Below are 12,028 nucleotides of genomic sequence, written 5' to 3' on the forward strand. Positions count from 1 at the left end.
GGTCAGGGCCGGCCACCTCGATGCGTCGGGCCCCGGGATCAGGGAGCTCGCATGGACAGCTACGACATGATCGTCATCGGCTCCGGGCCGGCCGGTCAGAAGGCCGCCATCGCGGCCTCCAAACTCGGCCACCGGGCCGCCGTGGTCGAGAAGCGCGACATGGTCGGCGGTGTCTGCATCAACACCGGCACCATCCCGTCGAAGACCTTGCGCGAAGCGGTCATCTACCTGACCGGTCTGACCCAGCGCGAGCTCTACGGGCAGTCGTACCGGGTCAAGCAGGACATCACCGTGGGCGATCTGAGTGCCCGCACCACCCACGTCATCGGTCGCGAGATCGACGTCATCCGCAACCAACTCGCGCGCAACCACGTCGATCTGCACATCGGCAGCGCGCAGTTCCAGGACGCGCACACCATCGTCGTCAACGGCGCGGACGGCCACACCACCGAGATCCGGGCCGACAAGATCGTCATCGCCGTCGGGACCCGCCCGGCCCGGCCGCAGTCGGTGGACTTCGACGGGTCGACCATCGTCGACTCGGACCAGATCCTGTCGCTGGAGAAGGTGCCCGGGTCCATGGTGGTGGTGGGCGCCGGCGTCATCGGCATCGAGTACGCCTCCATGTTCGCGGCCCTCGGCACCAAGATCACCGTGGTCGAGAAACGGCCCACCATGCTGGATTTCTGCGATCGGGAGATCGTCGAGGCGTTGACCTATCAGCTACGGGACCTGGCGGTGACCTTCCGGTTCTCCGAGAGCGTGCGTGAGGTGCAGAAGCACCCGGCCGGCACGCTGACCGTCCTGGAATCGGGCAAGAAGATCCCGGCCGACACGGTGCTCTACTCGGCCGGGCGGCAGGGCGTCACGGACGCCCTGAACGTGGCCGCGGCCGGTCTGAGCGCGACCGACCGGGGCCGGGTCGAGGTCAACGAGCACTTCCAGACCGAGGTGCCGCACATCTACGCCGTCGGCGACGTCATCGGGTTCCCGGCCCTGGCCGCGACCTCGATGGAGCAGGGTCGGCGGGCCAGCTACCACGCGTTCGGCGAGCCGGTCGAGACGAAGCTGGGCGACCTGCAGCCGATCGGTATCTACACGGTGCCGGAGATCAGTTTCGTGGGTCGTACCGAGGAGGACCTCACCCAGGCGAACGTGCCGTTCGAGGTCGGGGTGTCCCGCTACCGCGAGCTGGCCCGCGGCGCCATCCTGGGCGACTCGTACGGGATGCTGAAGATCCTGGTGCACGCCGAGTCGCGAGAACTGTTGGGAGTCCACGTCTTCGGTACGAACGCCACCGAGCTGGTGCACATCGGCCAGACGCTGATGGGCTGTGGTGGCACGGTCGACTATCTCGTCGACGCCGTGTTCAACTATCCGACGCTCGCCGAGTCGTACAAGGTCGCGGCCCTGGACGCGGTCAACAAGATGCGGGCGATCGCCCGGGTCACCGGGTCGACGAACGGCAGCTACCACCCGCTGCCCGAGTGAGACCGGTGCTGCCGCCCGGCGGGCCGATCAGGGGGCCGGGGGCGGGCCGACGTCGTCGACCGTCACGTTGACGGTGACGTCCCGCAGGCCCACCGTGTCCCGCAGCTCCTGCCCGACCCGCCGCTGCACCTCGCGGGCGACGTCGGGGATCGGCTGGCCGTACTGCACGGCGATGGCCAGGTCGACAGTGGCGGTGCGACCGAGCACCCCCACCGCGGAGTTCGGGTGACGGTGCGACCGGGTGGCGGTCTCGACCAGGCGGGCCAGCCGGCGGTCCAGGGTGCTGCGGCCGAGCGCGGCCCGGACCCCGGGAACGGTCCGGGCGGCGTCCCGGGCGATGGCCGCGACGATCCGCGCGGCCACCCGCACCGCCCCCAGGTCGTTGACCTGCATCGTGTACCAGACGTTGTCGACCAGGCGGTGGATGTGGGCGAGCACCCGGCGGGCCAGGTCGGCCGGCACCGGCACCGGCTCGGCGGCCAGTTCGCGGACCGGCGCCCAGAGCGAGGTGAACTCGCGCAGCGCGGCCTGGCAGTGCACGCAGTCCGCCTGGTGGTCGTCGAGGTCGCCGCCGCGGCCGTCCGCGGCCTGCTCGAGCAGGTCGTCGACGGGCCGCCCGCAGGGCAGCCGGCCGTCGGGAGCGAACAGCAGGTCGTCGTCGCCGGTCACGATCGCTCACCTCCCCAGCTGCTGAGGACCACTGCCAGTGTCCGCCGTGCGCGGTACAGATGTCCCCGCACCGCCGGCTCCGTACTCCCCACGATGCGGGCGACCTCCTCGTAGGACAATCCCTCGAGGTGGTGCAGGACGACCACGATGCGCTGGGCCGGGGGCAGGGCGCCGATGGCCTCCGTCAGCGCCCCGGACGTCGCCCGTCGTTCCGCCGTCCTGGCCGGGTCGATCGCGACCGGGTCGACGGGGTGGTCGGCCGCGGCGAGCAGGTCCAGCGAGTCCGCGGGATGGCCGGAGCGCATCCGGTTGAGCGCGGTCCGCGTCACGATGCGGTACATCCAGGTGCTGAACGACGACTGGCCGCGGAACCCGGCGAGGCGCTGCCAGCCGGTCGTCAGCGCCTCCTGGGCGACGTCCTCGGCGTCATGGTGGTCGTCGAGCAGTCGCAGCGCCACCCGGTAGGCCATGGCGGCGTGCCGACGGACGAGTTCCTCGTAGGCGTCGACGTACCCGTCCTGGGCGCGTCGGACGAGATAGTCGTCATCGGGCTCGGGGGCCACCACTGGTCTCCGTCCTGGTCGTCGTCGGGTCGGGGGGTCGACCCGGGGGTCCGGGCCATCGGTGTCCGGGACCGGCGGAAAAAGATTGTGAGCTCCGGGCCCGACGGGTGTCTAACAGTCGTGGTGGCAGTGGGACGACCGGCCGGTCGTCGACGCGTACCGCGACGGCGGCAGTCTCGCACGCGCCGTGGAACTCCGGATCGGGAGGCGGCAATGGGCAAGGTCAAGACCGGGCTGTTCGCGACGCTCGGCAGGGTCGTCTGGCACGGCGCAGCCAAGATCGGCATTCCGTACGCGAAGCGGAAGATCTCGGGCGGTTCGGGCAGGAACAGCCAAAAGCATTGACACAGAGGCGGTTTGACCTCTGACCCCGGAGGAAATGAAGAGCGCGGCCGGATGCCCGCTCTGCGATCCGCCTCGATACCCGGCTTCGTCGCTCACCCGGAAGGACACCCTCATGACCCAGTCCCCGCACCCCGCTGCGCCCGCGCAGTCGTCCGCTTCCGCGGACAGTCCAGCGACCAACGGCCGATCAGCGGGCTCCGAGCTCGCCACCCGCCGTCGCAACGATCCCGCCGACGGCGGCCGCCCGGCCGGACCGCTGAGCACCGAGGACGGCCGCATCACCGTGGCCGAGGGCGTCGTCCAGAAGGTCGCCGGCATGGCCTGCCGCGAGGTGTCCGGCGTCTACGCGATGGGCTCGGGGACCAGCCGGGTGTTCGGGGCGATCCGTGAGCGGATCCCGGGCTCCAACGGTCCGAGTGTGTCGCAGGGCGTGGACGTCGAGGTGGGCGAGTCGGAGGCGGCGGTCGATGTCGACATCGTGGTCGAGTACGGCGCCCGCATCGCCGACGTCGGCGCGGCCATCCAGCGCAACGTCAAGCTGGCGGTCGAGAGCATGACCGGTCTGCGGGTGGTCGAGGTCAACGTCACCGTCGACGACGTCCACCTGCCGGAGGACGGCGACGACAAGCCCGCCGCCGAGTCGCGGGTGCAGTGATCGCCGACCCGATCGGCGCGGCGACGACGGTCGACCCGGACGCCGACGCCGTTCCGGCCGGCACCAGCGTCGCCACGGGTCGGCCGGTCTCCCCGGTCGTCCACGGGGTGGACGTCGACGCGCTCGCTGCGGCGGTCCGGGGTTGTCCGGCGGTCGCCGACCTCGATCCCGGACGCGCGGTGCAGTCGGTCGCCACCTATCTGCCCGGTCGTCAGGTCGGCGGCATCCGGGTCACCGACACGGGCGCGACGGTGCAGTTCGTGCTGCGCTGGGGCGCCTCCGTGTCGGAAGCAGCGAGTCAGATCCGTTCCGCGGCCGGTGATCTCACCGGTGGGCGCCCGATCGACCTCGTGGTCTCCGCCGTCACCGACCCGCCGACCGCGACCGTCGCGACGGATTGACCGATGGACCCCGACTCCGGCCGGGCCCGCCGGGAGTTCATCCGCAGGCACCATCCCGATGTGGGTGGCGACCCCGAGGCATTCGTGCGCGGGCTGGCCGCCTTCGATCCCGTCGTCCGTCCCGCAGACGTCGCCGGGGACCAGCCGCGGCCGACCGTCCGCACCGGAGTGGTCGCGCGGGCCCGCCGTCGGCGTCGGCTGGTCCGCCGCCTGGACGCCCTGGCTCAGCGCCTGCCGGGGGCGCCCGTCTTGCCGGGTGTCCGGCGCGATCGCCGACTCCGCTGAACGCCGCCCATCCTCACCAGCAAAGGACCACCGTCATGAATCGACCCATCATCGGGGCCGCGGTCGGGCTCATCCTCGGGCTCGCCCTCGCCTTCGGCAGCTTTGGCCAGATGCTCATCGTCCTGTTCTTCGGGCTCATCGGCCTCGTCGTCGGAAAGGTGCTGGCCGGCGAGATCGACGTCAGCCAGTACCTGTCCGGACGTCGTTCCGGACGATGACCGCGTCCGCCGGAACACGTGGCCGGCACCTGCTGAAGGAACCCGCATCCCCGGCGTCCGACGACGCGGGGACGCCACCCGGCCGCATCGTCGTGGCCGACCGGGTGGTCGCCGGGCTGGCCGCCCAGGTGGCGTCCGAGCAGCCGGATGCGGGCGCCCCGGCCGGGCGACTGCTCGGCCTGGCCGTGCCCGGGTCCGCGCTGCTCGGGAACCGGGACCCGAACCTGGACGACCGGCCGAAGGTGTCGGCGACGGTGAACGGCGCCGTCGCCACCGTCGAGGTCACCATGAGCGTCCGCTGGCCGGCGTCGGTCCGTCGGGTCACCGAGCAGGTGCGGTCGGCGATCCGGGAGCGGGTCGGTGAGCTGGCCGGGCTGGACGTCGTCGAGGTCCGTATCCAGGTCACCGATTTCGCCGCCCCCGCCCCGGCCGATGCCCGGCGGGTCCGATGACGAGCCGTCGATCCGTGGAAGGGAGAACCTGATGAGAGTGGCGAACCGGGCCCTGGCCGCCGTCCTGGCCCTGGCCCTGGCCGGCGGCGCCGGCATCGTGATCGTCGAGGTCGTCGCCCGGCTCGTCGGGCGGGGCCCGCTGGTCGCGGACTGGACGCGCGTCGGGACGTGGGCCGACACGACGACCTGGCAGGCGACGGCCGTCCTCGTGGGGGGTGTCGTCGCTCTCGTTCTCGGGCTGGTGCTCCTGGTCGCCGAGCTCACTCCGGCCCGGCCGGCCCGGTTCGCCGCGAGTCCCGGGGTGCCGGGGGTGGACACCGGATACACCCGTCGGGGGGTGGCCGGTGCCGTCCTCGCCGCGGCCGAGGGCGTCGACGGCGTCTCCCGGGCGTCGGTCTCGGTGGGTCGTCGAGCGGTGAAAGTGACCGCGACGGCGACCGCGACGACCACCGAGGTGGCCCGCGGACTGACCGGTCCGGTGACGGACGCGGTCACCGCCGCGGTGGACCGGCTGCGACTGGCCGAAGGGCCCAGGATCTCCGTCACCACTCGAGCAGGCAGGAGCTGAGATGCACGCCGACCGGACCAACCGGGCCGTCCTGATCCTTGCCGCGCTGGTGCTGATGGCCGGCGGCGCCGGGGTGGTGGTGCTGTCGACCGGGCTGTTCGCGACCGGAGCGACCGGGCGGGCCATCTCCGACAATGTCGTCTCTGGCGCCTATGTCGAGCACGGCGCGTGGCTGTGGCCGGTGACCGTGGCGGTCGCCCTGGTCGTGCTGCTGCTGGCGGTGCGCTGGCTGATCGCGATCCTGTTCTCCACCGATCGGGTCAGTGACCACCGGGTCCCGGGGGACGGATCCCACGGCACGACCACCCTGGCCGCCGGGGCACTGGCCGCCGCGCTGGGGGCGGAGATCGAGGGCTACGAGGGCGTCCAGTCGACGGGGGTGCGGTTGATCGGCGACGCGTCGGCCCCGCGCCTCGTGCTGGACGTGACCCTCGCGGCCGACGCCGATCCGGACGCCGTCCGGAATCGCATCGAGACCGACGCCGTCGCCCACGCCCGGACGGCCATGGACCAACCGGAGCTGCCTGCCGTGATCGATCTGTCGGTGGGCCGGCGATCGTCGGACCGCGTCCACTGACGCGAGCCCGGGGCGATCGCCCGATGACGACCACGGCCGCTGGGGCCGGGGTGCGCCGAGAGGAAGGACCCGTCATGGGACTGGGAGACAAGATCAAGAACGCGGCCGAGGAAGCTGTCGGCAAGGCCAAGGAGGCGGTGGGCGATCTGACCAACAACGAGAGCCTGAAGGCCGAGGGTCAGGCCGATCAGGCCGAGGCCAACACCAAGCAGGCCGGCGAGAAGGTCAAGGACACGGCCAAGGACGTCTTCGGACGCTGAGGTCGGGAGCCGTGGGAACCGGACCGGGGGCGCCGGTCCGGTTCCCACCGTTGTGAGGGGTCTGCCGACCGGTCCAGGAACGAACCCGGGTCGTGTCGGCCGGGCGCGTCGTGGTCGATATCCCTGGGTGCGGGCCTGGTGTCCGTACCGTCCCTTTCGGGGATGCCTGGTGGGGACCGGGCGGGGGAGGTGCGGTCATGGTGCTGCGGTGGGGACAGGGCTCACGGAATGGAGCGACAGCGGTACGGCCGCGCTCGCGGGGTGGCTGCCTGGTCGGCGCCGCTGTCGTGCTGCTGGCGGGTTGTGGGTCGGTGACGGCCGGGACCGCGGAGGTTTCGGCTACCGGTGGCGCGACGGTGGCCGCCACGTCGCAGCAGGTCACCGAGGCCCCCACAACGACCGCCACATCGCCGAGCCCGGTGGTCGCGGCCGGGCCGACGGCCTCGTCTCCGGCCGGTCCCACCGCCGAGGTGATCGGCGGAGGCCGCACCCTGCTGCCCGGCCGCACCTTCGTGGCCCTGTACGGCTCTCCGGGGATCTCCGGCCTGGGCGCGCTCGGCCAGTAGGAACTCCCGGCGGCCATCGACCGGGTCGAGGAACTGGCCGCCCAGTACCAGCCGCTCAGCTCCGTTCCGGTCGTGCCGATGTTCGAGATCATCGCCACCATCGCCGATGTCGCGCCCGGCGAGGACGGCGACTACTCGGCCGAGATCGACCCGGCCACCCTGCTGCCGTGGATCGAGGCGGCCAACGCCGCCGGCATCTACGTCGTCATCGACCTGCAGCCCGGCCGCACCGACTTCCTCACCCAGGCCCAACGGTACGAGAGCCTCCTGCGCCGACCCAATGTCGGGCTGGCTCTCGACCCGGAGTGGCGACTGAAGCCGAATCAGGTCCATCTGCAGCAGATCGGGAGCGTCGACGCCACCGAGGTCAACGCGGTCGGCGACTGGCTGTCCGGGCTCGTGCGCTCGGAGGATCTGCCGCAGAAGCTGTTCCTGCTCCACCAGTTCCGGTTGTCGATGCTGCGCAACGAGTCGGCCATCGTGATGGATCGGTCCGAGCTCGCGACGGTCATCCAGATGGACGGTCAGGGCAGCCAGGCCGCGAAGGACGAGACGTGGTCCGCGGTGACGGCGGCGGCGCCGCCCGGCACCCCGTTCGGCTGGAAGAACTTCTACCGCGTCGACGACACCCTGCTCGACCCGGCCGACACGATGGCGAAGGTCCCGACCCCGGTCCTGGTCTCGTACGAGTGATGCCGAGGCACCGGGAATAGATCCGCGGGGCGGGTGGTTCTACCTGGCAGCCGGCCCTGGATGCGATGGTGGCGACACCGGCAGACGGCGTCTTCGGACGCGGCAGTCGAGCTTGGGCGATGCGGGAGGTTCGATTCCTCCCGACGGCACTTTCCGCACGAGAACGAGACCGCAGGGACAGTCCTGCGGTCTCGTTCCGTTTGTGCGTCAGTTCTCGTCGATCCGTACGTCGACCAGGTGGGCCAGTACGCCGGCCTGCACCAGCTGCCGCACCGTCTCCAGGTCCGGGCCGATCGGGTCGTCGGCGACCCGGGTGGGGACCAGCCGGCGGATCGCGGCGTGGGCGGCGCCGGTGCCGACGCCCGGGCGCAGCGGGGCGTGGAAGTCCAGGGCCTGCGCCGCACACAGCAACTCGACCGCCAGGATGTGCCCGGCGTTCCAGGCGGCCCGCCGGGCCTTGATGGCCGCGTTCGTCCCCATGCTCACGTGGTCCTCCTGCCCGGCGCAGGTGGAGACGGTGTGCACCGTCGCCGGGGCGGCGTGGGCCCGGTTCTCGGCCGCCAGCGCCGCGGCCACGTACGGCGGGATCATGAACCCCGAGCTCGACCCGGACCCGGCGACGAGGAACGGCGGCAGTTCCGAGAGGTGACTGTTGGTCAACCGGTCGGACCGGGCCTGCGACATGGTGCTGAGTTCGGCGATGGCGATGGCCAGGCAGTCCAGTGCGGTGGCCACCGGCGCGCCGTGTCCGTTGCCGCCGGGTAGGGCCTCGAGCTCGGGGCCGTCGGGCCCCGGCACCGTCACGAAGACCGGGTTGTCGGTCACCGAGTTGATCTCGCACTCGACGACCCGGGTCACGTAGTCCAGGCAATCCCGGACGGCCCCGTGCACCTGCGGGATGCAGCGCAGGCTGAGCGGATCCTGCAGGCGGTGGTTGCGGAACGCGGCGACGATCTCGCTGTCGGCCAGCAGCGCGCGTAACCGGCGGGCGGTGTGCACCTGGCCGGGGTGGGGCCGCAGCGCCTGCAGTCGCGGGTCGTACCCGCGGGTGTTGCCACGCAACGCCTCCACGCTCATGGCGCCGGCGACGTCGGCCACGTCGATGAGGTTCTGCACCTTGCCCACGGCCAGCGCCCCGATGCCGCCGATCTCGAACGTGCCGCTGATCAACGCGTGCCCTTCCCGGAGTCCGGGGGCCTGCGGATCGATGCGGGCCCGGCGCAGGGCCTCGGCGCCGGGGAGCAGTTCGCCGCCGTACCAGGCCTGCCCCTCACCGAACACGGCCAGCCCGATGTGGGCGGTGGCGGTGAGGTAGCCGACCGAGCCCTGGGACGGCGCGTAGGGCACGACGCCCCGGTTGAGCATGTCGACCAGCGTCTGCACCAGCCGCACGCTGACCCCGCTGTGGCCCTGGGCCAGGGAGCGGACGGTGCAGGCCATGATCGCCCGCACCGCGGCCTCGTCGTGCGGGTCCCCGACGCCGCTGGCGTGGCTGCGGAGCAGTTGCAGCTGCACCTCGGCGGCGTCCCGGCCGTCCTGGATGGTCGTGTACTGGTCGCCGACCCCGGTGTTCAGGCCGTAGACCGGCGACCCCGACCGCAGCACGGTGGGCAGCAGCCGGTGGGTGCGGTCGATGGCGGCGATCACGTCCTCGTCGAGGGCGGCCGGTGCGCCGTGCGCGATCGCGACGATGTCGGCGACCGAGGTGGGGTGGGTACCGAGGGCGACGGTGGGCGGGGTGGCGGCGAGCGGGCTCGGTCCCACCGCGGTGCCGGGGGTGCTCGGCGGGGCCGTGGGGACGGCGGTCGGCGGCAAAAGTTGCTCGTACATGTCCTGACCTGTATCGACGCGATGCTGCTCACGGGCATTCGTCCCGACATGACCGGGGCGCGGGCTTCCGCCATGATGAGGGACGCGCCGCGGTGTGCCGCGCTCCGCCCCCCCACGCTAGCGAGGATCAACGATGACGAATCCCGGTTCCCCCACGACGGGTGAACGGCAGCCCGACCGCAACCTGGCCGTCGAGCTGGTGCGGGCCACCGAGGCCGCGGCGATGGCGTCCTCCCGGCTGCTGGGCCGGGGCGACAAGAACGCCGTCGACCAGGCGGCCGTCGACGCCATGCGCCCCATCCTGGGCACGGTCGCCATGCGTGGGGTGGTCGTCATCGGTGAGGGCGAGAAGGACGAAGCCCCGATGCTCTACAACGGTGAGAACGTCGGTGACGGAACGGGTCCCGAGGTGGACATCGCCGTCGACCCGATCGACGGGACGACGCTGGCGGCCAAGAGCCTGCCCGATGCGCTGAGCGTGGTCGCCCTGGCCGAGCGCGGCCAGATGTTCGATCCCGGGCCCTGCTTCTACATGCGCAAGACGGTCGTCCCGCCGGCCGCCGCCTCGGTGGTGGACCCCGAGATGCCCGTCGACGTCCTGATCGGCACCGTGGCCAAGGCGCTCAGCAAGTCGGTGAAGGAGATCACCGTCGCCGTCCTGGACCGTCCCCGGCACGACGACATCGTCGCCTCCATCCGGGCGGCGGGCGCGCGGATCCGGTTCCTCACCGACGGCGACGTGGCCGGCGCCATCATGGCCGCGTCGGAGGACACCATCGACACCGGCGTGGACATGCTGCTCGGGGTCGGCGGGACCCCCGAGGGCGTCATCGCGGCGGCGGCACTGCGGTGCCTGGGCGGCGAGATCTTCGGTCAGCTGCACCCCCGCGACGACGAGGAGCGCAAGGAGGCCCTCGAGCAGGGCTACGACCTGAACCGCATCCTGACCACCCGCGAGCTGTGCGGCGGCGAGGACGTCTTCTTCGCCGCCACCGGCGTCACCGACGGCGCTCTGCTCAAGGGCGTCCGGTTCGGTTCCCAGCACATCAGCACCAGCTCGCTGTCGATGCGGGCCCGGTCGCGCACGGTCCGGTTCATCACCACGGTCCACGACCCGGAGCACTCGACGCTGGTGCGTCCGGGCTGGGTCCGCCCCGCCTGAGCCCCTTGCTTCGAGGACCCCCCGCCAGCCGCTGCCGACGGGGGGTCCTCGCGTTTCCACCGTCCCCTGGTGATTAGCGAGTCTAAGAGTATGGTCCGGTCGAGGGCACATCCCGTCCCTCGGAGGTGTGGCCGCCCGGCGGTCGGGGCACCCGGCGGGCGATCATCGACGGGCCGGCGCGTGCCGGCGGAACGACAGTCAGGCGAAAGGAATCAGGGTGACCAACGGCGGGATCTTCATCTCGGAGTTCTCCGGAACGGCGATGCTCACGCTGCTGGGCTGTGGTGTGGTGGCCACCGTCGTCCTGCGGGGTAGCAAGGGTTTCGGCGGCGGGTGGCTGCTGATCAACTTCGGTTAGGGCCTGGCGGTTTTCGCGGGCGTCTATGTGGCGTTCCGCAGCGGCGGGCACCTCAACCCGGCCGTCACCGTCGCGCAGCTCATCGTCGGTGACATCTCCTTCGTGCAGGCGCTGGTCTACTGGGCGGCCGAGTTCCTGGGCGCGTTCGTCGGGGCCGTGATCGCCTGGCTCGCCTACAAGCAGCATTTCGACGCCGAGGAGGACGCGGCCGCCAAGCTCGGTGTCTTCGCCACCGGGCCGGCGATCCGCAACTACGCCTGGAACACGGTCACCGAGGTCATCGGCACCTTCGTCCTGGTCTTCGTCGTGCTCATCTCCGGAGGCACCCCGTCCGGCCTCGGCCCGCTGTTCGTCGCCCTGCTGGTCGTCGGTATCGGCGCGTCCCTGGGCGGCCCGACCGGCTACGCGATCAACCCGGCCCGGGACCTCGGCCCCCGCATCGCCCACGCGATCCTGCCGATCCGGGGCAAGGGTGGCTCCGACTGGGGCTACGCGTGGGTGCCGATCGTCGGTCCGATGCTCGGCGGCATCCTCGGCGCGCTGGCGTTCCTGGCCCTCGGTGGCACGGGGATGTTCGCGCTCAACTGATCCGGGCACTCCCTCTCGTGGGATTCCCCCGTTCCCACCCTGCGATCACCGGGGAGTCCGCCGATGATGGCGACTGGGGGCCGGTTACCGGCCCCCATACCCTCCCGACGACCAGTGAGGAATGCAGTCCATGAGTGAGAAGTTCGTTGCCGCTATTGATCAGGGCACCACGTCGACTCGGGCGATGTTGTTCAACAAGGAGGGCCGGGTCGTTGCGGTTGCTCAGCGTGAGCATGAGCAGATCTTCCCGAAGGCGGGGTGGGTGGAGCACGATCCGGTCGAGATCTGGGAGAACACTCGGCTGGTCGCGGCGGATGCGTTGGCGAAGGCGGATCTGAACGAGTCCG

Annotated in this window: 17 protein-coding genes and 1 pseudogene; 15 read left to right on the plus strand and 3 right to left on the minus strand. The window is 71.6% G+C overall.

Features of this window, described 5'->3' with window-relative positions:
* Window positions 1–51: 51 nt before the first annotated feature.
* Complete coding sequence (gene sthA, locus FDO65_RS21815) at window positions 52–1,491, plus strand: Si-specific NAD(P)(+) transhydrogenase (protein ID WP_137451873.1); 1,440 nt, start codon at window positions 52–54, stop codon at window positions 1,489–1,491.
* 27 nt (window positions 1,492–1,518) lie between these two features.
* Here sthA and FDO65_RS21820 read toward each other — a convergent pair whose 3' ends face one another.
* Both FDO65_RS21820 and FDO65_RS21825 read right to left on the minus strand, forming a co-directional pair.
* Entirely contained in the window at window positions 1,519–2,160 is a 642-nt protein-coding gene (locus tag FDO65_RS21820; protein WP_137451874.1) for an Asp23/Gls24 family envelope stress response protein, read from the minus strand.
* On the minus strand, window positions 2,157–2,723 hold the full coding sequence (locus FDO65_RS21825) for an RNA polymerase sigma factor (protein ID WP_137451875.1): 567 nt from the start codon (window positions 2,721–2,723) through the stop codon (window positions 2,157–2,159). The genes FDO65_RS21820 and FDO65_RS21825 overlap by 4 nt, the downstream gene beginning before the upstream one ends.
* Window positions 2,724–2,936: 213 nt before the next feature.
* Between FDO65_RS21825 and FDO65_RS23195 the strand changes: the two genes are divergently transcribed.
* The 11 genes from FDO65_RS23195 to FDO65_RS21875 all read left to right on the plus strand — a co-directional run bounded on the left by FDO65_RS23195 (window position 2,937) and on the right by FDO65_RS21875 (window position 7,743).
* Window positions 2,937–3,068 (plus strand): hypothetical protein, encoded by a 132-nt coding sequence (locus tag FDO65_RS23195; RefSeq protein ID WP_276606888.1) that lies wholly within the window; start codon window positions 2,937–2,939, stop codon window positions 3,066–3,068.
* A 112-nt stretch (window positions 3,069–3,180) separates the two neighbouring features.
* Window positions 3,181–3,723, plus strand: coding sequence for an Asp23/Gls24 family envelope stress response protein (locus tag FDO65_RS21830; RefSeq protein WP_137451876.1), 543 nt, complete (start codon window positions 3,181–3,183; stop codon window positions 3,721–3,723).
* Window positions 3,720–4,124: an Asp23/Gls24 family envelope stress response protein gene (locus FDO65_RS21835; protein ID WP_137451877.1), complete on the plus strand. Its 405-nt coding sequence runs from the start codon at window positions 3,720–3,722 to the stop codon at window positions 4,122–4,124. Before FDO65_RS21830 ends, FDO65_RS21835 begins: the two co-directional genes overlap by 4 nt.
* Window positions 4,125–4,127: 3 nt before the next feature.
* Window positions 4,128–4,409 carry a hypothetical protein gene (locus FDO65_RS21840; RefSeq protein WP_137451878.1) on the plus strand — a complete coding sequence of 94 codons (282 nt, stop codon included), beginning with the start codon at window positions 4,128–4,130 and terminating at the stop codon, window positions 4,407–4,409.
* A gap of 35 nt (window positions 4,410–4,444) precedes the next feature.
* Window positions 4,445–4,627 (plus strand): DUF2273 domain-containing protein, encoded by a 183-nt coding sequence (locus FDO65_RS21845; protein ID WP_137451879.1) that lies wholly within the window; start codon window positions 4,445–4,447, stop codon window positions 4,625–4,627.
* On the plus strand, window positions 4,624–5,079 hold the full coding sequence (locus FDO65_RS21850) for an Asp23/Gls24 family envelope stress response protein (RefSeq protein WP_137451880.1): 456 nt from the start codon (window positions 4,624–4,626) through the stop codon (window positions 5,077–5,079). Before FDO65_RS21845 ends, FDO65_RS21850 begins: the two co-directional genes overlap by 4 nt.
* 31 nt (window positions 5,080–5,110) lie before the next feature.
* The gene (locus FDO65_RS21855; protein WP_137451881.1) at window positions 5,111–5,647 is read left to right on the plus strand and encodes a DUF6286 domain-containing protein; all 537 of its coding nucleotides are present in this window, start codon (window positions 5,111–5,113) and stop codon (window positions 5,645–5,647) included.
* A 1-nt stretch (window position 5,648) separates the two neighbouring features.
* A complete protein-coding gene (locus tag FDO65_RS21860) occupies window positions 5,649–6,224 on the plus strand; it encodes an alkaline shock response membrane anchor protein AmaP (protein ID WP_137451882.1) in 576 nt (191 codons plus the stop codon).
* Window positions 6,225–6,298: 74 nt separating this feature from the next.
* On the plus strand, window positions 6,299–6,484 hold the full coding sequence (locus FDO65_RS21865) for a CsbD family protein (RefSeq protein ID WP_137451883.1): 186 nt from the start codon (window positions 6,299–6,301) through the stop codon (window positions 6,482–6,484).
* Between the two features lie 356 nt (window positions 6,485–6,840).
* Complete coding sequence (locus FDO65_RS21870; protein ID WP_137451884.1) at window positions 6,841–7,050, plus strand: hypothetical protein; 210 nt, start codon at window positions 6,841–6,843, stop codon at window positions 7,048–7,050.
* A gap of 78 nt (window positions 7,051–7,128) precedes the next feature.
* The gene (locus tag FDO65_RS21875; RefSeq protein WP_137451885.1) at window positions 7,129–7,743 is read left to right on the plus strand and encodes a hypothetical protein; all 615 of its coding nucleotides are present in this window, start codon (window positions 7,129–7,131) and stop codon (window positions 7,741–7,743) included.
* Between the two features lie 207 nt (window positions 7,744–7,950).
* On the opposite strand, the gene FDO65_RS21880 is transcribed toward FDO65_RS21875, so the two are convergent.
* Entirely contained in the window at window positions 7,951–9,573 is a 1,623-nt protein-coding gene (locus FDO65_RS21880) for an HAL/PAL/TAL family ammonia-lyase (RefSeq protein WP_137451886.1), read from the minus strand.
* Between the two features lie 133 nt (window positions 9,574–9,706).
* Between FDO65_RS21880 and glpX the strand changes: the two genes are divergently transcribed.
* The 3 genes and pseudogenes from glpX to FDO65_RS21895 form a co-directional block, all read left to right on the plus strand.
* Window positions 9,707–10,735: a class II fructose-bisphosphatase gene (gene glpX / locus FDO65_RS21885; protein WP_137451887.1), complete on the plus strand. Its 1,029-nt coding sequence runs from the start codon at window positions 9,707–9,709 to the stop codon at window positions 10,733–10,735.
* A gap of 262 nt (window positions 10,736–10,997) precedes the next feature.
* Window positions 10,998–11,681: pseudogene (locus tag FDO65_RS21890) on the plus strand (MIP/aquaporin family protein).
* A gap of 130 nt (window positions 11,682–11,811) precedes the next feature.
* Window positions 11,812–12,028 (plus strand): FGGY family carbohydrate kinase (locus tag FDO65_RS21895; protein WP_240757567.1); only part of this gene is annotated, 217 nt, incomplete at its 3' end.

Origin of the sequence: Nakamurella flava, from assembly GCF_005298075.1 — a bacterium.
GTDB lineage: Bacteria > Actinomycetota > Actinomycetes > Mycobacteriales > Nakamurellaceae > Nakamurella > Nakamurella flava.